Source organism: Modestobacter sp. L9-4 (genome assembly GCF_019112525.1).
Classification (GTDB): Bacteria; Actinomycetota; Actinomycetes; order Mycobacteriales; family Geodermatophilaceae; genus Modestobacter.
The window spans coordinates 871,123-892,392 of the sequence record NZ_CP077800.1 but is presented as its reverse complement, the minus strand read 5'-3'; the positions used below and the strand labels follow the sequence as shown (position 1 = coordinate 892,392).

The window sequence follows — 21,270 nt, the reverse complement described above, 5'->3', positions numbered from 1 at the left end:
GGTGCCTGCTGCGGCCGGTCGCGTCACGCGTCCCGGCGGCGGAGCAGCACGACCGCGGCGGTCGCGGAGACCACCAGCCAGGCCAGCAGCACGGCGCCACCGGTCCACGGGCCGAGCGCGGAAGGCTCTGGGACGATCGTGGCGATCTGCTGGCCGGCCTCGCCCGGCAGCAGCCGGACGACGTCGGGACCCCAGCTGGCGGGCAGCAGCTGCCCCAGGCCCGGCAGCAGCAGGACGAGCGCGAACAGGGTGGCGATGCCGGCGGCGGTGGAGCGCAGCAGCCAGCCCAGCGCCATGCCGAACAGCCCGATCGCGGTCAGGTAGGCGGCGGTGCCCAGCAGCGCCCGGGGGACGCCGTCGGCGCCGAAGCCCACGCCGAGGTCGCCGAGGGAGGCCTGCCCCACGACGAAGGAGACCACCGAGGCGACCAGCGAGCTCACGAACACCAGCACGCCGAAGACGACGGCCTTGGCCAGCACCACCGGCCAGCGGCGCGGGACGGCGGCGAAGGTGGTGGTGATGGTCTTGGTGGCGTACTCACCGGTGACCAGCAGCACGCCGACGACGCCGATGAACAGCTGGGCCAGCCGGAAGCTGGCCAGGCTCAGCCCGATCGGGTCGGTGGCGGCCAGCGAGCCCGGCCCGCCGCCGTCGCCGCCCGGGCCGCCGCTGTCGGCGGTCGCGGTGAACAGCCAGGTCAGCAGCACCATGAGCACCAGCCCGGTGCCCAGGGCGATCCAGGTGGAGCGCAGCGAGCGGAGCTTGACCCACTCACCGCGCAGCAGGCCGGTCACGCCGCCGCCGGTCGCGGCGGTGTGCGAGCGGGCCGGGGCGTCCAGGACGGCGGTCATGCGGCGATCTCCTCGTCGGTGCGGTACTCGCGCTCGTCGCGGGTGAGGGTCATGAAGGCGTCCTCCAGCGAGGGCCGGACGACGGTGAGCTCGTGCAGCGCGATGCCGGCGGCCAGGGCGCGGTCACCGATGGCGGCGGCGTCCAGCCCGCGCACGTCGAGCACCCCGGTCTGGCCGGAGGTGACGGTGACGCCCTCGGCGGCCAGCAGCCCGGTGAGCTCGCCGGCCCGCGGGCTGCGCACCCGCACCGACTCCCCGCCGGCGTGGTCGATGAAGTCCGCGGTCGAGGTGTCGGACAGGAGCCGGCCGCGGCCGACGACGATCAGGTGCTCGGCGGTCTGGGCCATCTCGCTCATCAGGTGCGAGGAGAGGAAGACCGTGCGGCCCTCGGCGGCGAGCCGGCGGGTGAGGGTGCGGATCCACAGCACGCCGTCGGGGTCCAGGCCGTTGACCGGCTCGTCCAGGACGACGGTGGCCGGGTCGCCGATGAGCGCGGTGGCCACGCCCAGGCGCTGCCCCATGCCCAGGGAGAACCCGCCCACCCGGCGGTCGGCGACGGAGGTGATGCCGGCGAGGTCCAGGACCTCGTCGACCCGGCCCTTCGGCAGGCCGGCGGTGGCGGCGAGGGCGGTGAGGTGGGCGCGGGCGGTGCGACCCGGGTGCAGCGCGCGGGCCTCCAGCAGCGCGCCGACCTCGCGGAGCGGGGCGCGGTGCTCGGCGTACCGCTTGCCGTTGACCAGCGCGGTGCCCGAGGTCGGGTGGTCCAGGCCCATGATCATGCGCATCGTGGTCGACTTCCCGGCGCCGTTGGGCCCCAGGAAGCCGGTCACGACGCCGGGCCGGACGGTGAAGGTGAGGTCGGCGACGGCGGTCTTCTCGCCGTACCTCTTGGCCAGCTGCTGTACCTCGATCATGCCGACGACGCTACGGAGCGCGCGGGCGCCCGTCGTCGTCCGCGAGGCGTGACCCGCAAGCCGTGCGACTGCTCCTGCAGGAGTACGCGCACCGCCCCGGGGGAGGAGGTCAGTCGGTGGGCTCGGGGGTCCAGTGACCGGTGTGTGACGCCTCCTCGGTGGAGGGTCGCTGGCAGGTGGGGCAGCAGGCGTCGTCGGTGCGCTCGGCCTCGGAGCGCAGCTTCGTGCGGAGCCGGCGCATCGAGGACTCGCCGCCGGTCAGCTCGGTCAGCCAGCTGTCGAGGGCGTCGGTCTGGGTGGTGCTCATGCACCCCGTCATCGGCAGTCCCGGCGTCTGGTGGGACCGATCCCGCGATGTCACCCGGACGGGCGGTCCAGTTCCGGCCGCCGACGGTCGATGTCCTCTCGATCCCTGTGTGGGACCTGAGCGAGGACGGGACGACGATGAAGGCGACAGCACCGCGGCAGCGGCGGGGGACGACGGCGAGCAGCCGGGTGAAGGCGGTCGCCGTGCTGGCGGCCGCGGTGACCGGCTTCGGCACGGCGGCCGCCGTCGACGCGCTGGCCCGCACCGACCTGCCGGTGGCGGTCACCGCCGCGGACTTCGGCCCGGCCGGTGACGGCCTGACCCGGCTCGTGGTCGGCGCGGTCACCGACGACCAGCTCGCCGCGCTGCAGGCGACGCCGCGGGTCGTGTCGGCCCAGCGGCTGTTCGACGGCTCGGCGCTGGTGGCCACCGAGGGCCTGGCCCCCGCCGACCTGTCCGCCGTCGTCCCGGGTGCTGCGGTGGTCGTGTCCGAGCCGGGCACGGTGGCCGCCGCGACCATCAGCGACCCGTACTGGTCCCGCTACGGCTACAACCTGCAGAACACCGGCAGCAACTCCTACACGAAGCCCGCGGTGGCCGGCGCGGACGTGGGCGCCCCGACCGGCTGGCAGGCCGGCACCGGCCGCGGCACGGTCGTCGCGGTGGTCGACAGCGGGATGATGGTCGACCACCCCGACCTGGCCGGGTCGCTGTGGACCAACCCCGACGAGGCCTGCGGCACGGTCGACACCGACCGCGACGGCCTGGCCGGCGACTGCCACGGCTGGAACTTCTACGCGAACACACCCGACGTCACCAACGGCGGCGGGGACAACAGCCACGGCACCTCGGTCGCCGGGGCGGTGGGCGCCCGGGCCGGCAACGGCACCGGGACCGCCGGCATCGCCCCCGACGTGACGATCATGCCGCTGGTGGTCGGCTCGGGGATGAGCGTCGACGTGTACGCCGGCGCCCAGGCCATCCGGTACGCCGCCGACCACGGCGCCGACGTGGTCAACGCCAGCTGGGGCGGCAACGGTGGGGTGCAGATCCTCACCGACGCCATCAACTACGCCAACAGCAAGGGCGTCGTCGTGGTCGTCGCCGCCGGCAACGACGCCAAGGACCGGGACGCCGCCCCGATGTACCCGGCCAGCCTGGACCTGCCGAACATGGTCACGGTGGGCGCCAGCACGCCCAGCGACACGATCGCCGGCTTCTCCGCCTACGGGGCGCGCACCGTCGACCTGTTCGCACCCGGTGACTACGTGTTCGCCCCGCTCAACGACGGCGGCTACTTCCTGGTCAGCGGCACCTCGATCGCCTCGCCGCAGGTGGCGGGGGCGTTCGCGCTGTACCGGGCGGCGCACCCCGACGCCACGGCCGCGCAGCTGAAGGCGCTGCTGTTCGCCGACACCCAGCCGGTGCCCGCCTTCGCCGGCCGCTCGGTGACCGGTGGCCGGCTGTCGCTGGCGGCGCTGGGCAACACCGCGGCCGAGGTGCGCTACACGTTCACCGGCATGACCGCCGTGCCCGGCGTCGTCTCCCCGCAGCTGACCGTCAGCGGCGATGCCCCGGCCGGCGCCTACTCGGTGACCTTGGGCCTGGGCATGGAGCAGGCCGGTGAGGTGATGGCGCTGGCTGACCAGCCGGTCGCCGTCGCCGGGACCACCGTGCGCACCGGTGAGGACGGCCAGGCCACCTTCGCCCTGGGTGCGCGCCCGATGCTGGGCTCCCTGGTGGTCAGCCCGACCGCCGAGCTGCCCGAGGGCCGGTTCGTGCTCATGGCGCAGCTGCAGCGGGACGGCGTCCCGGTCGGCCGCCCGTACGCCGCACCGCTGCTGGTCGGCGCACCCGCCCCGACCCCCGCGCCGAACACTGCCGCGCCGACGTCGTCCCCGACCGGTCCGGTGCCGGCGACGACCAGCCCGCGGACCACCGCCCCGGCGAGCTCCACGCCCACGGTCGCCGCGCCCACGGGCCCCGCGCCGACGGTCCCCGTGACCGCCTCGCCGACCGGCGCACCGGGCACGACCGCTCCGGGGACCGCCGCTCCCGGGACGACCGCGCCCGGCACGACGGGTCCGAGGACGACGTCCCCGGCGACGGCTCCCGCCGTCCCGACCGGGACGGCGGCGCCGACGACCACCCCGGCCACGACCGTCCCGGCCCGGCCCGGGACGACCGCGCCGGTGACGTCGGCGCCCGCGTCGTCGGCACCCGGGACGCCGACCGGTGCGCAGCCGACCTCCTCCACCGGCACCCCGGCGCCGGGGACGACGGCACCGGCGACCACCGCACCCGCGACGCCCACCGCCGCGCCGCCGACCACGGGCGGGACGACGCCCTACCCGGGCACCGACGCGTTCCGGATCACCGCGATCAACCCGACCCGCGTCGATGCGGCCGGGGGCACCCGGGTGACCGTCACCGGCGGTGCGCTGCCGGCCGGGGCCCGGGTGCGGGTGGGCCTGACGGCGGCGGCGACGGTATCGAGCGCGACGGCCACCCAGGTGGTCTTCACGACGCCGAAGCTGGTCGCCGGCACCTACGACGTCTACGTCTTCGCCCCCGACGGCACCTCCGCGGTGCTCACCGCGGCCCTGACGTACGTGTCCGCCACCCCGGCGCCCACGACGACGCCGGCCCCGGCCAGCACCCCGGCCGCGACGCCGACCGCGACGCCCACGTCAGCGGCGCCGACCGGACCGGTCGTGCTGCCGGGTGGTCAGCGGCTGGTGCGCTCGGCGCTGTTCGCCTCGCTGGCCCCGGCGGTCTGGAAGGTGAACTGCTCCTCGGTGTGCAGCGGCCTGGCCGTCTGACCCCTGCCCGACTGCCCCCGGCGTGCTCCTGCGCCGGGGGCGGTCGGGTGTCGGGCCCTGAGTGGGCCTGGGAGAGTGCGGCCATGAGCCTGTACCGCGAGTTCGCCACCGTCGACGAGCTGACCACCCAGTACGACATCGAGGCCACCGTCCCCGACTTCGGGGTCTACGCCACCGACTACGTCACCCGCAGCGCCGCGACCCGGCAGGCGCTGGGCGGCACGCTGGACGTGCGCTACGGCGCGACGCTGACCGAGACCTTCGACGTCTTCCCCGGCCGGGCGGACGGCGACGAGCTGCAGCCGGCGCTGTTCTTCGTGCACGGCGGCTTCTGGAAGGCCACCGACTCCAAGGTGTGGAGCTACGTCGCCGACGGCATGGCGCCGCACGGGGTGACCACGGTGGTGGAGAACTACACGCTGGCGCCGGCGGTCACGGTCGCGGAGATCACCCGCCAGCACCGGGCCGCGTTCGCGTACCTGTACCGCAACGCCGAGTCCCTCGGCGTCGACCACGACCGCATCGTCATCGCCGGGCACTCGGCGGGCGGGCAGGCAGTCGGTGCGCTGCTGGCCACCGACTGGGTGGGGGAGTACGGCCTGCCCGCGCAGCCCTTCGTCGGCGCCCTGCCGGTGAGCGGGGTGATGGACCTGCGGCCGCTGGTCTACTCGTTCGTGCAGCCTTGGCTCAACCTCACGGTCGAGGACACCCTGGTGCTGTCGCCGCAGCTGAACCTGCCGGAGGTCGCCCCGCCCACGCTCGCGGTGGTCGGCACCCAGGAGACCGACGAGTTCGAGCGCCAGTCCCGCGACTGGGCCGCCGCCTGCGCCGACGCCGGGCTGCCGGTGGAGTTCCGGACCCTGGAGCGCAACCACTTCGACATCCTCGACACCCTGGCCGACCCCGACGGAGAGCTGGCCCAGGCAGTGCTCGGCTTCCTGGCGCCCCCGGTCGACTGATGCGCGGCGCCGGCTGTCGGCGCATCACGGTCAGGCGCCCGTCGCACGGCCCTGCGCCGGCCAGCTGCCCCGCGGCAGCAGCGGGACGGCGGTGCGCCCGTTGCCGACGTGGACGCTGCAGTCGAGGCCTCCGCGTCCGCCGACGATGGACTCGATCGCGGCGCACCACGCCTCATCGTCCGGGGTGGGCGTCGGCGGCCCAGGGCGCTCCAGGCACGTGGCCAGGTGCAGGTCCGCGTCGTCGACGTTCTCGGCCTCGGCCACGACCGCGTGCAGGCCGGCGACGTTGCCCAGCGCCACCCGGTCGGGCTCCAGCGGCAGCTCCTCGACCGGGATGAGCAGCTCGACCATCGTGCCGTCGCGGCGCAGCCAGATGAGGAACAGCCGACGCTGGGACGGCGGGCCGTCGAGGTGCAGCAGGTCGCGCCACCGAGCGGTGAGCTCGGCGTCGCTGGTGACCGGGACGTCAGGGCGCGGTCGCGTTCTCATGGCGGAGCACTCTGCCGCGCATCGGGACCCCGCCGCTGGCGTCGTCCACAGGCTCAGCGCAGCGCGCGCTCGATCCAGGCGGCGGCGGCCAGCAGGGCGGCGTCCTCGCCGGTGCGGCCGATGAGCTGGACGCCGAACGGCAGCCCGTCGTCGGTGCGCCCGGCCGGGAGCGAGAGCGCGGGCTGGCCGGTGACGTTGAACGGGCCGGTGAACAGCCCCTCGACCTCGCCCTCGGGGGTGTCGATCGGCGGGGTCAGCTCGGGCGCCACATAGGGGGCGGTGGGCCCGAGCAGGACGTCGAGCCCGTCGAGCAGCGCCGCCGCGGCGGGCAGCAGCTCGTCGCGCCGGGCCAGCGCCTCCTCCCGCGCGGCCGGGTCGGCCTCGCCGGCGGCCTGGAACAGCCGGAGCGTGTCCGGGCCGTACCAGCCGGGCTGGCTGCTGACGCGCTCGCCGTGCACCGCCCACGCCTCGGGCAGCAGGATCGGCACCAGCAGGTCGCCGAGCTCGAACAGCACCGCGTCGTCCACCTCGACGACGGTCGCGCCCTGCTGGTCCAGCCGGTTGATCAGCGCGCGGGTGCGGCGGGCCAGCTCTGGGTCGAGCGCAGGGTGCGCGAGCTGGCCGGTGAGGACGCCGATCCGCGGGACCGCGGGCTCGGCGGGCACCGGCTGGTCGGCGAGGACCGCGAGCACCCGCGCGGTGGTGGCGACGTCGCGGGCGAGGACGCCGACGTGGTCCAGCGACGGCGACAGCGGCGTCACGCCGTCCACCGGCACGAGGCCGAACGAGGGCTTGAGGCCGACGACGCCGCAGTAGTGCGCCGGCAGCCGGATCGACCCGCCGGTGTCGGTGCCCAGCGCCGCCGGGACGACCCCGGCGCCGACGAGCGCGGCGGACCCGCCGCTGGAGCCACCCGCGGTCCGGTCGGGGCGGACGGGGTTGAGCGCCTCGGGCAGGTCGGGGTGCGGGGCGCCGGCGGCGTACTCGAGCAGCGAGGTGGTGGCGACGACGTCGGCCGCGGCGGTGCGCAGCCGCGTGATGACCGGGGCGTCGTGCGCGGCGGGGGAGCCGCCCATGGCGCTGGGGTTGCCGTCGCCGCGCACGGCCCCGGCGACGTCGATCATGTCCTTGACCGCGACCGGCACGCCCTCCAGCGGTCCGTGCGGCGCTCGCGGCGGGGCGTCGAACACCTCGACGACGGCGCGCAGCGGACGGCCGACGCGGTCCAGCGCCTCGTAGGTGGCGAGCAGGTCCAGGACGTCGGGGCCCGGCTGCCGGTCACCGCGTTCGATGGCGGTCTGCAGCGCCTGCACGTGCCCGGTCAGCGAGGGGAGCGCCGTCCAGACGGCGGCCCAGCGGGGGTCGGCGGCGGGCAGGCCGCCGAGCAGTCGGGCGACGTCGTCCGGGGTGGTGGGCATGTCACTCCTCGATCGCGGTGCCGGTCACCGGACGCTAGCCCGGCCAGATGTCACGGCCATTGCGTGAGCAGGTGGTCACGGACTGTCCGTGAGCGCGCTCTCAGCAGAACCCGTCGGTACCAGAACCTGTTCGGATCCTGTGCGCACCGGCACGATCAGCGCATGACGTCAGCGGAGGTGGTCGGCAGCCGGCCGTCCCGTCGCGCGCGCTCCCGGATCGTCGTCGCCCTGGACGGCACGGCGGCCACCTCGGCCGAGCTGGTGCGTGCCCTGCGGGACGCCGCCCGGCAGGAGGGCTCGGTGCTCGCCGTCGCCGTGGTGGGGCGCCGGGCCGACGACGTGGAGCGCGGCCTCGCCGAGGCGGCGCTGGACGAGCAGGTGGCCCGGGCGGTCGCGGAGAGCGGCGTCCGCGGGCGCACCGAGACCACACTGCTGGACCCGGTGGTGTTCGAGGCGCTGTGCGACACCGCCCGCGGCGGCACCCTCGTCGTCGTCCACGAGCACCGCCGCACCGCGCTGCGCCCCGCGCCGCCGCGGGTCGTCGTCCGTCCGCTCACCCGGCACGGCTGACCGACGGCGCCGTGCGGCGCTAGTGTCCGCACGGTGACGCAGCCTCCCGCCCCTGAAGACGCCGCCACGCGGATCGCCGCCGGTTACGCGACGGCCGGTCCGTCGCTGGTGCTCGGCTCGGTGGTCCACGACGGTCAGCCGCACCCCGACAGCCAGGTCCGCGTGCCGCTGGCGATGCTCAACCGGCACGGGCTGATCGCCGGCGCGACCGGTACCGGCAAGACCAAGACGCTGCAGCTGCTGGCCGAGCAGCTGTCGGCGGCCGGCGTCCCGGTCGTGGTCGCCGACGTGAAGGGCGACCTGAGCGGCCTGTCGGCGCCGGGCACCGGGGGAGACCGGGTCACCCAGCGCGCGGCGAACACCGCCGACGACTGGGCGGCGAGCGCCTTCCCGACCGAGTTCCTGTCCCTCGGCGGGATCGGCCCGGGTGTGCCGGTACGGGCGACGATGACCCAGTTCGGCCCGACGCTGCTGGCCAAGGTCCTGGACCTGAACGCGACGCAGGAGAGCTCGCTCGGGCTGGTGTTCCACTACGCCGACGGGGCGGGCCTGCCGCTGCTGGACCTCAAGGACCTGCGCTCGGTGATCAGCTGGCTGGTCAGCGACGAGGGCAAGCCGGAGCTGAAGGCGCTGGGCGGGCTGTCGGCGAGCACCGCCGGGGTGTTGCTGCGCGAGCTGATCGGCCTGCAGGAGCTGGGCGGCGACGTCTTCTTCGGCGAGCCCGAGTGGGAGCCGACCGACCTGATGCGCGTGGGTGCGGACGGCCGCGGCGTGATCAGCGCGGTCGAGCTGGCCGCGGTGCAGGACCGTCCGGCACTGTTCTCGACGTTCCTGATGTGGCTGCTCGCCGAGCTGTTCGAGGAGCTGCCCGAGGTCGGTGACGTCGACAAGCCGAAGCTGGTGTTCTTCTTCGACGAGGCGCACCTGCTGTTCTCCGGCGCCAGCAAGGCGTTCCTCGAGTCGGTGACCCAGACCGTGCGGCTGATCCGGTCCAAGGGCGTCGGCATCTTCTTCGTCACGCAGAACCCGACCGACGTGCCGAGCGCGATCCTCGGCCAGCTCGGCAACCGGGTGCAGCACGCGCTGCGCACCTTCACCCCCGAGGACGCCACCGCGCTGCGCAAGACCGTGTCGACGTTCCCGAAGTCCAAGGACTACGACATCGCCGAGATGCTGACGTCGCTGGGCATCGGCGAGGCGGCGGTGACGGTGCTGTCGGACCGCGGGACGCCGACCCCGGTCGCCTGGACGATGCTGCGCTCGCCGCGGTCGCTGATGGGCCCGGTGGAGCCGGCGGTGCTGCAGCAGGCGGTGGCGGGCTCGCCGCTGCAGGCGAAGTACGGCCAGCCGGTCGACCGCGAGTCGGCGTACGAGCGGCTGGCTGCGCGGCTGGCGCCGCCCGCTCCGCCGCCGGTCGCCGAGGAGCGCCCGGAGGAGCCGGAGCGGCGGCCGGAGCCGGAGCCCGAACAGGACAACGTCGTCGAGAAGGTGCTCGGGTCGGCGGCGTTCAAGTCGTTCGCCCGCTCGGCGGCGTCGTCCCTGGGCCGGGAGATCACCCGCGGCCTGTTCGGCACCCGCCGGCGCCGCCGCTGAGGCACGGTCGCCCCGGTCACGTGGCCGGGGCGACCGTGTCGCGAGGTCAGCTGTCGAGCCACGCCCGGACGGCTGACCGCAGGAAGGTCAGGTCGTCGGGGTTGGTGCTCGGGTTGCCGGCGCGGTGCCCCCACACGCTCGGGATGAACCGCAATTCCGCCGAGGCGAGGTGCGGCAGCTCGGCGGCGTTGTCGGCGACCCGGAAGTACAGGTCGGTCTCGCCCGGGAGGAGCAGCACCCGCGCGCGTATGGCGTTCAGCGCGCGAGTCAGGTCGCCGTCATAGATCGACGCGCTGATGTCGGCGTGCGTCCAGGTCTGCAGCTCGGCGTACAGGTCGGCGGCGGCGAGGGAGAAGCCGCCCTCCCAGTCGGTGCGCAGGTACGTCTCCAGGTCCGGTGCGCCCAGGGCGGTGCGGTAGAGACCCTCCCGGTAGAAGTCCTGGCTGAGGCCCCAGCCGGCGTAGACGTGGGCGAAGGCGCGCAGCGCGGCCACCGGCTCGGCGGAGAAGCGGCCACCGCCCAGGTGCTCGGGAGCGGCCTCCAGGATGCGCAGCAGGCCGGACAGGAAGACCTTGTTGTGGTCGGCGGTGCGGGCGCTACCGCAGACGACGATCGCCCGCTGCACCTCGTCGGGGTAGAGGGCCGCCCAGTGGTAGGCCTGGATCGCGCCCATCGAGAAGCCGTAGACGGCCGCGACCGACGAGGCACCGAGGTGCTCGGTGACCAGCCGGTGCTGAGCGCGCACGTTGTCCGCCGCCGTCACGACGGCCGGGTAGTCGTCGGTCTGCGAGGCGCTGCTGGAGCGGCCGTTGGAGAACATGTCCGGGACGACGACGAACCACCGCGTCGGGTCCAAGACGCCGTCCGGGCCGATCAGCCAGGCGAGGTCGTCGGCGGTCGCCCCGAAGCTGCAGGGGTAGACGACCACGTTGTCGCGGGCGGCGTTCAGCGTGCCGTGGGTCTGCCAGGACAGCCGGGCGTCCCGGATCGTGCCGCCCCGCTCCACCGCCAGGTCGCCGAGCTCGAACACGCCACGCTCCACCGGCCAGGTCATGCCGGGACGCTACCGCCGGTGTCCGGGGGTGCGCCGAGCGCTTGACTGTCGGCATGGACCCCGTGCTCGACGCCCTGCGCTCGCTGCCCATGTCGCTGGACGAGGCCCGCACGACCGTGCCCGACGAGCCCGGCCTGTACGCCGTGTGGGCGCGCTTCGGTGCCCTGCCCGGCATCTCCGGCCCGCGGCACCCGACGGCGCCCCTGCAGCTGCTCTTTGTCGGCACCGCGCCCAATGGCGTCGAGGCGAAGGCGACGCTGCGCAGCCGGGTGCTGGGGGAGCACCTCCGCGGGACGACGGCGACGTCTGCGCTGCGCCGCACGCTGGCCGCACTGCTCAGCGAGCGGCACGGCTGGCAGAGCCGCTGGACGACGAAGCCGGTGCTGGTCAACCGCGACGAGCTGGCGCTGTCGGAGTGGATGGCGGAGAAGCTCGACCTGACCTGGGCCGAGCACCCCCAGCCGTGGACGGTCGAGGCCGCGGTGGTCGCCGAGCTCGAGCCGCCGTTCAACCTCGCCGAGGACCCGGCCGACCCGCTGCACCCCGTCGTCCAGGCGGCACGCAAGCAGTGGCGGGACGCCGCCCGCGCCGCCCGGCCCTGACTCGCGCGACCGCCGTCCTGCGGAGAGGCTGGCCCCGCCGGCACGGGGCCGGTCGCGAGAGGAGGCGGTCGATGGCGACCGTGGTGCTGGTGGGCACGTTCGACACCAAGGGTGCGGAGTACGGCTGGTTGCGCGAGCAGCTAGAGGCGGCGGGCTGCACGGTGACCGCCGTGGACGTCGGCAGCTTCACCGACGGCACCCCGGCCGACGTCCCCGCCACCGAGGTGGCCGCCCGCTCGGGTGTGAACGTCGCCCCGCTGCTGGCCGCCCGCGACCGCGGCGCGGTGATGACGGCGATGGGCGCTGGCGCGGCGGTGGTGCTCCGCGAGCTCTACGACCGCGGCGAGCTCGACGCCGTCCTGGCCGTCGGTGGGTCCGGTGGCTCGTCGGTGGCCGCACCGGCGATGCAGGCGCTGCCGGTCGGCGTCCCGAAGCTGCTGGTGTCGACGATGGCCTCGGGTGATGTGGCGCCCTACGTCGGGCAGTCCGACGTGACGCTCATGTACTCGGTGGTCGACATCTCCGGGCTCAACTCGATCTCCCGCGCGGTGCTCGGCAACGCGGCGGCCGCCGCGGCGGGCATGGCGCTGGCCCACGAACGCCGGACGGCGTCCCCCGAGCCGGCCGGCGCACCGCTCATCGGCGCGTCGATGTTCGGCCTGACCACGCCCGCGGTCGACGAGGCGCGGGCCTGGCTGACCGAGCTCGGCTACGAGGTCCTGGTCTTCCACGCCACCGGCGCCGGCGGGCGGGCGATGGAGGGCCTGGCCGACGCCGGTCTGCTGACCGGGGTGCTCGACCTGACCACGACCGAGCTGGCCGACGACCTGGTCGGGGGAGTGCTCACCGCAGGCCCGCACCGCCTGGAGGCCGCCGGACGCCGGGGCATCCCGCAGGTGGTCAGCGTCGGCGCGCTCGACATGGTCAACTTCGGCGGCCGCGAGACGGTGCCGGCGGAGTTCGCCGACCGGCAGTTCCTGGTGCACAACCCCACGGTCACGCTGATGCGCACCACGGTGGGGGAGAACGCCGAGTTGGGACGGCGGATCGCGGCCAAGGTCGCCGCGGCCACCGGCCCGGTCGAGGTCTTGCTGCCGATGGGCGGGGTGTCCGGCATCGACGTCCCCGATGGCCCATTCGTGGACCCGGACGCCGACGCCGCCCTGTTCACCAGCCTGGCCGACGGACTGTCCGGCACTGACGTGCCGGTCGTCGAGTTCGACGGCGCGATCAACAACCCCGGCTTCGGCCGCCTGGCCGCCGAGCGGCTGCACGCCCTGATCACCGCTGCGAAGGAGAACTGACCGTGGACGCAACGACCGCCCGGGCCCAGCTGCTGGCCACCGCCGCGGCGGGCCGGCCGATCATCGGCGCGGGCGCCGGGACGGGCCTGTCGGCGAAGGCCGCCGAGGCCGGCGGGGTGGACCTGCTGATCATCTACAACTCCGGGCGGTACCGGATGGCCGGGCGCGGGTCGCTGGCCGGGCTGATGCCCTACGGCGACGCGAACGCGATCGTGGTCGACATGGCCCGCGAGGTGCTGCCGGTGGTGAAGCGGACGCCGGTGCTGGCCGGGGTGTGCGGCACCGACCCGTTCCGGCTGATGGGCCCTTTTCTCGACGAGCTGGTGCGGATCGGCTTCGCCGGGGTGCAGAACTTCCCGACGGTGGGGCTCATCGACGGGACGTTCCGGGCCAACCTGGAGGAGACCGGGATGGGCTTCGACCTGGAGGTCGAGATGATCAGGGCGGCGCACGAGCGCGGCCTGGTGACCGCGCCCTACGTCTTCGACCCTGAGCAGGCGGTGGCCATGACCGAGGCGGGCGCGGACATCCTGGTGCCGCACATGGGCCTGACCACCAGCGGCACCATCGGTGCGCAGACGGCGATGACCCTGGACGAGGCGGTGACCCGGGTGCAGGCGATGCGGGACGCCGCGGTGGCGGTGCGCCCCGACGTTCTGGTGCTGTGCCACGGCGGCCCGATCGCCGAGCCCGCCGACGCGCAGTACGTGCTCGAGCGCACCACCGGCATCGCCGGCTTCTTCGGGGCGTCGTCGATGGAACGGCTGCCCACGGAGAAGGCGATCGCCGGCCAGGCCGAGGCGTTCAAGGCGCTGACGCTCGGCTGAGGGGGTGCCGCCCCGGCCGCGTGGCCGGGGCGGCACTCGCCTTACGCGCTGACCGGCACCTCGCCGAACTCTGCGATCGGGACGTCCGCCTCGGCGGCCGCGCGGACCTCGGCCGGGGTGGGCGGGAGCCCGATGCTCGGGGCGTGGCCGCGGAAGTTCGACAGCCACCAGCGCCAGTCGGCCGGCACCAGATCGAAGGGCGCCTCGTGGCCGAGCTCGCGGGCGGCCCAGACCGGCCAGTGCGGGTTGGACAGTGCGGGGCGGCCGATCATGGCGATGTCGATGAGCTCCTGGCGGATGACGGTGTCGGCGGTCTGCGGGACGCCGAGGTTCCAGCTGGTGGCGACCGGGATGCCGACCTCGCGGCGCACCCGGGTGGCCCGTGAGACGAAGCCGGCCGGCTCGTTGAAGAACGAGGGGTTGACCATGTCGTCGGTGTTGCCGCCCATGGACAGGTCGGCCAGGTCCAGGCCGTGCTCCTTCATCCAGCCGATGGCCTCGATGGAGTCCTCGAACTGGGTGCCGGCGGGGTGGAAGTCGTCGGAGCCCAGCCGCATGGTGAGCGGCAGGTTGTCGGGCCAGACCTCCCGGACGGCGTCCAGTGCCTCGAGCAGGAAGCGCGCCCGGTTGCGGTTACTGCCGCCGTACTCGTCGGTGCGCTGGTTGGCGAGTGGGGAGAAGAAGCTGGCGGCGAGGTAGCCGTGCGCGAAGTGCATCTCCAGCCACTCGTAGCCAGCATCGGCGGCGCGGCGGGCGGCGTCGGCGTAGCTGCGGTGCAGCGACTTGATCTCGTCCACGGTGAGCGCGTGCACCGGGAAGGAGTGGTCGCCGCCCGCGGGGATGTTGGAGGGGCCGACGGTCTGCCAGCCGTCCGGGTGGTCCGGCGGGAGGGCCTTCCAGCCGCCCTGCGCGTTGGTCTCCTTGTGCGGCGGGACCTCGCTGCCCTTGCGCCCGGTGTGGCCGAGCTGGATGCCCGCGACCCCGCCGAAGCGCTTGATGATCGAGGTCACCCGCTTGTGACCCTCGATCTGGTCGTCCTTCCAGATTCCGGCGCAGGTGGTGGTGGTGCGCCCGTCGGGGGTGATGGCGATCTGCTCGGGAAAGACCAGCCCGAAGCCGCCGGCGGCGCGGGCCCCGAGGTACATGACGTGGTAGTCGTCCATCTGGCCGTCGACCGAGCCGTACATGGTCATCGGCGACATGGCGATGCGGTTGCGCAGCGTCACGCCCTTGAGCGTGAAAGGGGAGAAGAGGTCGGGCACGCGAGGTCCTCTCGTGGAGCGGCAGGTTCCTCCCGAGTCGATCTCGTCCGGACGCCGTTCTCGTTACGGGCGCCGGGGACGTCGGTCAACTTTTTCGCACAGTGCCGGTGGGCGGCCGTGCGGATTGGGTCCGCAGTGTTCCGGGCGCTCAACTGTCGGCAGGGACCTCGTTGCAGAGCAACGGGCGGCTGTTGTCCTGTTGCTCTGACGGCCCCTCTCGCTCACTGGCCGCTCGTTGGTCGTGTCCGTCCATCGGGTGCCGAGGTCGATCTTCGGGTCAGCGGTTGTGAGTGGGGACACGGTGCGTCCGGGTGTCAATGCGCCCATGTCTGACGACAGGAAGGCGAGCGCTCCAGCAGCTTCCTCGCTCCTCGTCGGCTCGGTCGCGTACCGGCTCCACCCCGACGACGCGACCGCCGGCTCGTAGGACTCGTCAATCGCAGGGGGGCACCAGCTGTAGCCAAAGCGCAGCTGCTGCTCAGGTGGCGGCAGGAGGACGTCGCTGGCTCCGCGAGCGAGCTCAGGCGAGGTCGACGAGTGCATGGGCCGTCGCTTCGACCACAGCTCAGGGCTCGGGAGCAGCGACTGGAAGTTAGATCGCGCCGTGAGCTACCCGCACCGATGGGCCGCGAACGGGGTGGCGTTCCCGGGAACGCCACGCCGTCCGCGGCCCGTGAGTCAGGTAAGGGACCTTGGCGCGGGTGTCACATGCGCGTTGAACACACGCCCACCACGTCAGGCTCCGTCGCTGTCGTCGTCCGCGTCGATGATCGGCTGGGTCAACGCGCTGTTCCTGGCACGGAACGTGACGAGCTGCCTGGTGCGGCCAATGGCTGACTGTGGCGTGATGGCCGTGAAAGCGATGACCACGCGGCTGGGGTCGGCTTGTCCCTGCGGGGTGTACCCCGGCTCGATGACGGGGTAGAGAAGCAGGACGCCTCGCCGTTGTTGAGCCAGCTGGCGCGCGACAGGGTCGGTCCCACCACCTCGCGTGGCAACCATGATGCCCGCGCGGCGATGCCTGGGTTCGCTGATGGCGCCGAACATGGGCGCGCGCCGCCGCTCACGCTTGAAGAGGCTCCGTGACCCGACGTCGGGCAGCGCCGCTGACGTGCCCAGCGTTAGCTGTGGAGCCAGCAGCACCCAGTCGTCCAGTTGTCCGGTGATCTCCTCGAGGTAACGCAGGTCCGGGGAGAAGTAGTCGTTCCTCAGCCATGCGAAGTTGCGAAGCGTGTCGAGGACCTGCTCGTGAGGCACGACGCCGGTCAGAGCGATGAAGCTGGACGGGGAGGGCGCATAGCTCAAGTTCGGGCTCGGCACGAGCAGTGTTCGCTGCGTAGACGCTGCCTGCAGCAACGGGACTGCAGCCTCGTAGTTCGCCTTTACTCTCAGCGGCTTGTCGGGGTAGGCCGTTGGCTCGAGCGGGGTACCCGGTGAGCGGCGGACCTGTAGCTCGGCGTTGTACATCTTGTTGAGGGCCGTCGGCCGGAGCGTCGGGAGATGCTGCGAGACCAGGGGTGGGATCTGGTCCGGGCGGATTTGAGGCTCGCCGTCCACCGGCTTGGCGTACTGGCGGAGCTGCTCGCGGAAGGCCTCTTCATCGCGGACGATCGCTTCGAACTTGGCGTACAGGTCGTCGAACGTCTGCCCGATCCGCTCACGCCGGCCGATGTACAAGCGGACCAGATCGCTGTACCCCTCGCGGAAACCGAACCACCGACCCATCTGCATCAAGGTGTCCGCAGCTCCGGTCCGCCGACGGTAGTACGAGGTGGTCAGCCCTTCGACCGTGAAACCGCGACTCAACTTCGTGCCCCCGACGAGGATGCGCCAGACGTCGTGAGCGTCGAAGTCCAACGCCTCCTGGAGCAGGTCCTGATCCCCGTTCACGATGAGGACCGGATCACCCCCCGCGCCCACCATCTTCGCGATGGCCTGTCCGACGAACGGCTCCAGCTCGACGAAGTCGACCGGGTACGGAAGGCCTCCCGCGCGCTCATCCGAGACTGGCCGGAAGTCCGAGTCGTACAGCTTGCGCAGGACGGCGAGACCCTTGGCCGAGGCATAACCGCGTCCGCGCCAAGCGGCGATCACGTTGTCCCGCGTGTCCCGGTGTTCCTGCATCCTGACCGACTCGTGCACGAGCATCGTGTGGTGTCGGAACCGACCGGGCTGTCCGAGGCGAGCCTCGCGGTAGAGCTTCAACGTACCGGCCAGGACGTAGGAGTCGATGGCGGCGGTCAGGTCGTCCTGTCGTTCGTCATTCGTCTGCCCCAAAACGGGCCGGACGAAGGCGGCTTCCTGAGAGTTGGCAGGCGTTCGATCAGCGGGCTCCACATCACTGTCGATGTCATGGAAGTCGCTGACGCCCATGTAGCCCACCGGTCGCTCGAGGCTGATCAGGAAGTCCTTGGGGAAGATGTCCTCGGCGTCGCTGGGGTCGATGAACACGTTGGCGAACGGAGTGGCGGTGTACCCGACGTACTGAGCCCGGGGAAGCAGTCCCAGGATGTCGGAGATCAACTTGTTGATCTTCGTCCTGTCCGTTTGGCCGGCCTGCCACCTCGCCGGGTTGCTCGTGTTGACCGATGCCTGATCCGACTCGTCGTCGATGATCAGCACCGGGATGTCGGAGAGATTGGCCGTGATGCTCTTGAGGTCTTGTACGAGCTTCGTGAGAACGGTCGCGTTCTTCTTGATGACGGCCAGGCGAGCGTCGCTGGCGAACAGGTTGACGGGGTTGTAGAGCGGCTTGTGCTTGTCCGTGCGTGCCACGTCGAGTGCGACGATGCCCGTGTTCAGGCGTCGGTAGTCGTTGCGGCTCGTGGTCAGTCGGACGATGTCCGCTGCGCCCAGCAGCGACGGCTGGTGCCCGTGCCTGACGAACTTCCCCTTGATCCAGTCGTTGTCCTCCTGGTAGTCGACTCGGCCGGCCATTTCGGGATCGGTCAGGTCGACGCCGCGCTGGATGTTCTCCACGCCGACCAACTCCATGTCGAGGCGGCGTTGCGTCTGCTGGCGCAAGAGATCGACGGTGCCCGTCAGGACGATCACGAGTCGGTAGCCGGCATCGATCGCCTTCGCGATCACACCTGTGAAGTTGGCCGTCTTGCCACTCTGCACGTACCCGACGACGAGGCCCTTGGCTTGATATGCCTGCGGACGCGTCGGGTCGGACAGTCGCTCCACTACTTGGCTGCTGGCCGTGTCGAGACGCACGACGGCCTCTGGCCCCCAGCCGCGGACATCCAGCAGATAGTTGCTGTACACGTTCCAGTAGTGGCGTCGCTCTTGGCGCCGCTCCGGGGTGTACCAGTCCTCGAACTGGTCGCTGATGACCGAGCCGCCGGCGGTGGCGATGGGGAAGACGTCCTCGAATGCAGATACGGAGGGTCCGTCGAGCTGCAGGCGACTGTAGGTCTCGTTCCTACGCTCGCGCGTGTACGGGGTCGTGCCAGGCGCCCACGCGGCTGTCTCGGCCGAGTCCCAGCGCAGGATGGCGACGTGCAGCTGGATGCGCAGTGAGTCGTTGACGTCAGCAGCCGCGAGGTAGGTGACCAATTGGGAGAGGCTCACGTCGGCTTGTGGGTCCTCCTCCTCGGCAATGAGCTGCGCACGACGCTCCAGGGGCTTGGGGGCGCCTTCGCCCAGACTGAGCAACGCGGCGCGGTACGCGTCGATGAGCGACATCAATTGGCTCCTGTGGGTGCGAAGTCGTCGGTTGATATGTCAGCTGCAGGTAGACCCGTCACGTCGATGCGGTATCGCACATCGTGGAGGCGTGCGATGTCGACCCCGGTGGCGGCGAGCGTCTCACTGGTCAAGGCAGGCAGGCATCCACTGTTCACGCACAGCGGGTGACTCCGAAGTCGCCAGCGTTGCCAACGTCGGCCGTGGTCGTCACGCCACCCGGAACTGCGCACGTTGTCGTCGAAGGCTGATCTGAAATCACCGAGGATGATCCGTATCGCCTCGATCAGCTCTTCCAGGCTGCGACCAGGGCCAGCGCCGGCCAACGTGATCTGAAGACTGAGCAGGAACAGATCGCGTCCCGGGGACGGGCTCAGCTGATCCAGTCCGCTGATCCAATGGATGCGGTTCTCGCTGCCCGTCGTCTTGACCTCTAGATCACCGACGGGCAAGGCGAAGTCGTGCTCGGCCGCCTCCGGTCCGAGCCATGCCGCGAGGGCGGTCTCGGGGCTGACTCGAGAGAGCAACCGCTCCAACACCAGGAGCTCGCCATAAAGACCAATCTCGCGCTCCCGCGACAGCTGTTCTGCCTTATTGAAGAGCGTTTCGAAGGAGGCCAGCACCTCCGTCACGGCAACTGAGAACGCTTCGTTCAGCAGCTGCATCCGGTCGGCGAGTGCCGCGAGCAGCGGATGAGCATCGTCCAAGAACTGACGCCCCGTGACCTGAAGACGCGCCCAGTTCACGCCGTCTCGGAAGACGACGTCACTGTCGAGATGTTCGTACGCGGAGAGCTCCGGTACGGCGATGCCGTCCCAGGGTGTGTCCACGCACATCGACCCATTCGCGCCGTCGATGACGAGCACGACGACGGGATCTCCTGGAACAGGGACAAGCGCGCGCGACCCCTGATCGATGTACTGCCGCAGCGCTTCGGCGGTGAGGTGTCTGCCGTTGCTCTCCGGACCGGTCACTGTTGAGCCCGCACAGCGGCTGTGAGCACACTCTGCCAGAGGTCCATGTTGTCCTTGTCGCGAGATCCCATGTAGTGACCCTGGAAGATGTTCTCCACCAGTAGATAAAGACAGGTCTTGACCAATGGAGCGTCGTTCAGGCTGCCTGTCGTAGACCCCGTCACGACAGTTCGGTAATTGCGATTGAGAGTCAGCTGTCGGGCATCTCGATCGATGTCGAAGAGGACGTCGCCGTCCACGCGGCCCCAGCGTATGTCGATGGGTTCCTCGTTGGGGATCGGGCGCAATTCTGTGCGAAGTGCGCGCTTCACCGCGGGTGGCAGGCCCCGGCCCGGCGGGATCACTCGCGGACGTTGAGCCTCACGGCGCCGACCGCGTTTGTACAGCGCGCGCGCGTCATCGAGGTAGTCGTCAAAGGTGAAGTCTTCCCCGGCCGCCTGCTGAAGTGCGCGGACGAACGATTCATCGGGCTCGATCCGCGACTTCTCCGGGTTCAGACGAACGTGGGCTTCCGATCCGGGAGCCAGGTCCACGACCACCCGAGCCAACTGCAGGTCTTTGGCGTCGTGGATGACTCCATTCCACCCGCCTGCCTGGATCAGGCGACCATTTCGGTACACGTAGAAGCCTTGGTGTCGTTCAGGCCTGTCGTTCAAGCGGAACTGACGAGTTGTAGACCGAGGGGGCCACAGATGGCAGACGAGTTGATGGGGCGGGTCGCTGACGACCTGCAGCGTCTTCGGGTACTCCGGGTGTCCGGAATGGGCATAGTCGAACGGGTCGAGGGATTCGACCGGAACTGCCGAGCCGACCGCGTCCATGTCGGCGTCGAACTCGTCGATGAGGATCTCCACCACCTTCGCCGCGAGGAGTCGGTGGAAGACCAACCCGAGGTGGCGTCGGAGCTTTTCGACGGTCTCGGTGAAGAATCGATTGGTCTCTCGCTCGTCGTGGACCACGGGGAAGGTGCGCACGCTGTCCCAGCGGATGATCGTGCCCGAGTCATTACCCGCTGCGGGTGGCTGGGTCGCGAGCTCACGGCGAGCAAAGTCCTGATCGACGACATCGCACTCGAAACCGGATTGTGCGCCTTCGAGCGTCCAACGCCGACCGGTGTAGCTCCCGTCGGCCGTCTTCGATACCACCGTCAGTTCATCGGCATGGCCGAAGCTCGCTGCCTTCAGTCCCAGACCGAAGTGCCCGAGTTCGCCGGGGCCGTACCGACGCACGCCGCCGATGGTCATGGCGGTGTTGATGGCGGCGCTGCTGATGCCTCGTCCGTCGTCCGTGACGTACAGCCGCACCAATCGGTTGTCGCGTCTGACGAATCGGATGCGGACATGACGGGCCCCGGCGTCGATGCTGTTGTCGACGAGGTCCGCTAAAGCACTTGGCAGGTCGTGATTGCGCCCCAGGCTCCTCAAGAGCCGGGGGTCAGGCTGCAAGGTGACGCGGCTTGTGATGGGTACTTGATCGTCCTTGATCACCGAGTGCCTCCCTTCTTTGCTGTCCGCGGGCTTCGGCGCCGCGACCTTACGCACGCCGTCTCCCGACGAGTGGAAGGCCGGCTGGTATCGCCTGGGTGAGGTCGAGTTGAGGCGCGGATTCGAGCTGTGACCTCAGCTCACGTCCCC

17 protein-coding genes are annotated in these 21,270 nt (G+C 71.7%); 7 read left to right on the top strand and 10 right to left on the bottom strand.

The window, feature by feature from the left end:
• Window positions 1-23: 23 nt before the first annotated feature.
• The 3 genes from KUM42_RS04145 to KUM42_RS04135 form a co-directional block, all read right to left on the bottom strand.
• Window positions 24-851, bottom strand: a complete 828-nt coding sequence (locus tag KUM42_RS04145; RefSeq protein WP_237495185.1) for an ABC transporter permease subunit — start codon at window positions 849-851, stop codon at window positions 24-26.
• A complete protein-coding gene (locus tag KUM42_RS04140; protein ID WP_237495183.1) occupies window positions 848-1,765 on the bottom strand; it encodes an ATP-binding cassette domain-containing protein in 918 nt (305 codons plus the stop codon). Before KUM42_RS04140 ends, KUM42_RS04145 begins: the two co-directional genes overlap by 4 nt.
• A gap of 109 nt (window positions 1,766-1,874) precedes the next feature.
• Window positions 1,875-2,072: a hypothetical protein gene (locus tag KUM42_RS04135; protein ID WP_237495181.1), complete on the bottom strand. Its 198-nt coding sequence runs from the start codon at window positions 2,070-2,072 to the stop codon at window positions 1,875-1,877.
• A gap of 137 nt (window positions 2,073-2,209) precedes the next feature.
• On the opposite strand from KUM42_RS04135, the gene KUM42_RS04130 reads away from it, so the two are divergent.
• Both KUM42_RS04130 and KUM42_RS04125 read left to right on the top strand, forming a co-directional pair.
• On the top strand, window positions 2,210-4,894 hold the full coding sequence (locus KUM42_RS04130) for a S8 family serine peptidase (RefSeq protein ID WP_237495179.1): 2,685 nt from the start codon (window positions 2,210-2,212) through the stop codon (window positions 4,892-4,894).
• Between the two features lie 83 nt (window positions 4,895-4,977).
• The gene (locus KUM42_RS04125) at window positions 4,978-5,853 is read left to right on the top strand and encodes an alpha/beta hydrolase (protein WP_237495178.1); all 876 of its coding nucleotides are present in this window, start codon (window positions 4,978-4,980) and stop codon (window positions 5,851-5,853) included.
• A 30-nt stretch (window positions 5,854-5,883) separates the two neighbouring features.
• On the opposite strand, the gene KUM42_RS04120 is transcribed toward KUM42_RS04125, so the two are convergent.
• Together KUM42_RS04120 and KUM42_RS04115 are read right to left on the bottom strand one after the other, a co-directional pair.
• Window positions 5,884-6,342 (bottom strand): hypothetical protein, encoded by a 459-nt coding sequence (locus KUM42_RS04120; protein WP_237495176.1) that lies wholly within the window; start codon window positions 6,340-6,342, stop codon window positions 5,884-5,886.
• Window positions 6,343-6,395: 53 nt separating this feature from the next.
• On the bottom strand, window positions 6,396-7,760 hold the full coding sequence (locus tag KUM42_RS04115) for an amidase (RefSeq protein ID WP_237495174.1): 1,365 nt from the start codon (window positions 7,758-7,760) through the stop codon (window positions 6,396-6,398).
• 162 nt (window positions 7,761-7,922) lie between these two features.
• Between KUM42_RS04115 and KUM42_RS04110 the strand changes: the two genes are divergently transcribed.
• Entirely contained in the window at window positions 7,923-8,330 is a 408-nt protein-coding gene (locus KUM42_RS04110) for a hypothetical protein (protein ID WP_237495172.1), read from the top strand.
• A gap of 33 nt (window positions 8,331-8,363) precedes the next feature.
• Window positions 8,364-9,923, top strand: coding sequence for a helicase HerA-like domain-containing protein (locus KUM42_RS04105; RefSeq protein WP_237495170.1), 1,560 nt, complete (start codon window positions 8,364-8,366; stop codon window positions 9,921-9,923).
• Window positions 9,924-9,969: 46 nt separating this feature from the next.
• On the opposite strand, the gene KUM42_RS04100 is transcribed toward KUM42_RS04105, so the two are convergent.
• Window positions 9,970-10,977 carry an alpha/beta fold hydrolase gene (locus tag KUM42_RS04100; protein WP_237495168.1) on the bottom strand — a complete coding sequence of 336 codons (1,008 nt, stop codon included), beginning with the start codon at window positions 10,975-10,977 and terminating at the stop codon, window positions 9,970-9,972.
• Window positions 10,978-11,030: 53 nt separating this feature from the next.
• On the opposite strand from KUM42_RS04100, the gene KUM42_RS04095 reads away from it, so the two are divergent.
• The 3 genes from KUM42_RS04095 (at window position 11,031) to KUM42_RS04085 (ending at window position 13,710) form a co-directional block, all read left to right on the top strand.
• Window positions 11,031-11,579, top strand: coding sequence for a GIY-YIG nuclease family protein (locus tag KUM42_RS04095; protein ID WP_237495166.1), 549 nt, complete (start codon window positions 11,031-11,033; stop codon window positions 11,577-11,579).
• A gap of 71 nt (window positions 11,580-11,650) precedes the next feature.
• On the top strand, window positions 11,651-12,883 hold the full coding sequence (locus KUM42_RS04090) for a Tm-1-like ATP-binding domain-containing protein (protein ID WP_237495165.1): 1,233 nt from the start codon (window positions 11,651-11,653) through the stop codon (window positions 12,881-12,883).
• A 2-nt stretch (window positions 12,884-12,885) separates the two neighbouring features.
• Entirely contained in the window at window positions 12,886-13,710 is an 825-nt protein-coding gene (locus KUM42_RS04085) for a phosphoenolpyruvate hydrolase family protein (protein ID WP_237495163.1), read from the top strand.
• Window positions 13,711-13,751: 41 nt separating this feature from the next.
• Here the strand turns inward: KUM42_RS04085 and KUM42_RS04080 are convergent, their stop codons facing one another.
• The 4 genes from KUM42_RS04080 to KUM42_RS04065 form a co-directional block, all read right to left on the bottom strand.
• Complete coding sequence (locus tag KUM42_RS04080) at window positions 13,752-14,972, bottom strand: NADH:flavin oxidoreductase/NADH oxidase (protein WP_237495161.1); 1,221 nt, start codon at window positions 14,970-14,972, stop codon at window positions 13,752-13,754.
• Window positions 14,973-15,707: 735 nt separating this feature from the next.
• The gene (locus KUM42_RS04075) at window positions 15,708-18,662 is read right to left on the bottom strand and encodes a Z1 domain-containing protein (RefSeq protein ID WP_237495158.1); all 2,955 of its coding nucleotides are present in this window, start codon (window positions 18,660-18,662) and stop codon (window positions 15,708-15,710) included.
• Window positions 18,662-19,636 carry a PD-(D/E)XK motif protein gene (locus tag KUM42_RS04070; RefSeq protein WP_237495156.1) on the bottom strand — a complete coding sequence of 325 codons (975 nt, stop codon included), beginning with the start codon at window positions 19,634-19,636 and terminating at the stop codon, window positions 18,662-18,664. Before KUM42_RS04070 ends, KUM42_RS04075 begins: the two co-directional genes overlap by 1 nt.
• Complete coding sequence (locus KUM42_RS04065) at window positions 19,633-21,123, bottom strand: ATP-binding protein (RefSeq protein WP_237495154.1); 1,491 nt, start codon at window positions 21,121-21,123, stop codon at window positions 19,633-19,635. The genes KUM42_RS04070 and KUM42_RS04065 overlap by 4 nt, the downstream gene beginning before the upstream one ends.
• Window positions 21,124-21,270 lie beyond the last annotated feature (147 nt).

Excerpts from the sequence above, each read along its gene's own strand:
- KUM42_RS04145 (WP_237495185.1), bottom strand. The coding sequence starts at position 851 with ATGACCGCCGTCCTGGACGCCCCGGCCCGCTCGCACACCGCCGCGACC.
- KUM42_RS04140 (WP_237495183.1), bottom strand. The coding sequence starts at position 1,765 with ATGATCGAGGTACAGCAGCTGGCCAAGAGGTACGGCGAGAAGACCGCC.
- KUM42_RS04135 (WP_237495181.1), bottom strand. The coding sequence starts at position 2,072 with ATGAGCACCACCCAGACCGACGCCCTCGACAGCTGGCTGACCGAGCTG.
- KUM42_RS04130 (WP_237495179.1), top strand. The coding sequence starts at position 2,210 with ATGAAGGCGACAGCACCGCGGCAGCGGCGGGGGACGACGGCGAGCAGC.
- KUM42_RS04125 (WP_237495178.1), top strand. The coding sequence starts at position 4,978 with ATGAGCCTGTACCGCGAGTTCGCCACCGTCGACGAGCTGACCACCCAG.
- KUM42_RS04120 (WP_237495176.1), bottom strand. The coding sequence starts at position 6,342 with ATGAGAACGCGACCGCGCCCTGACGTCCCGGTCACCAGCGACGCCGAG.
- KUM42_RS04115 (WP_237495174.1), bottom strand. The coding sequence starts at position 7,760 with ATGCCCACCACCCCGGACGACGTCGCCCGACTGCTCGGCGGCCTGCCC.
- KUM42_RS04110 (WP_237495172.1), top strand. The coding sequence starts at position 7,923 with ATGACGTCAGCGGAGGTGGTCGGCAGCCGGCCGTCCCGTCGCGCGCGC.
- KUM42_RS04100 (WP_237495168.1), bottom strand. The coding sequence starts at position 10,977 with ATGACCTGGCCGGTGGAGCGTGGCGTGTTCGAGCTCGGCGACCTGGCG.
- KUM42_RS04095 (WP_237495166.1), top strand. The coding sequence starts at position 11,031 with ATGGACCCCGTGCTCGACGCCCTGCGCTCGCTGCCCATGTCGCTGGAC.
- KUM42_RS04090 (WP_237495165.1), top strand. The coding sequence starts at position 11,651 with ATGGCGACCGTGGTGCTGGTGGGCACGTTCGACACCAAGGGTGCGGAG.
- KUM42_RS04075 (WP_237495158.1), bottom strand. The coding sequence starts at position 18,662 with ATGTCGCTCATCGACGCGTACCGCGCCGCGTTGCTCAGTCTGGGCGAA.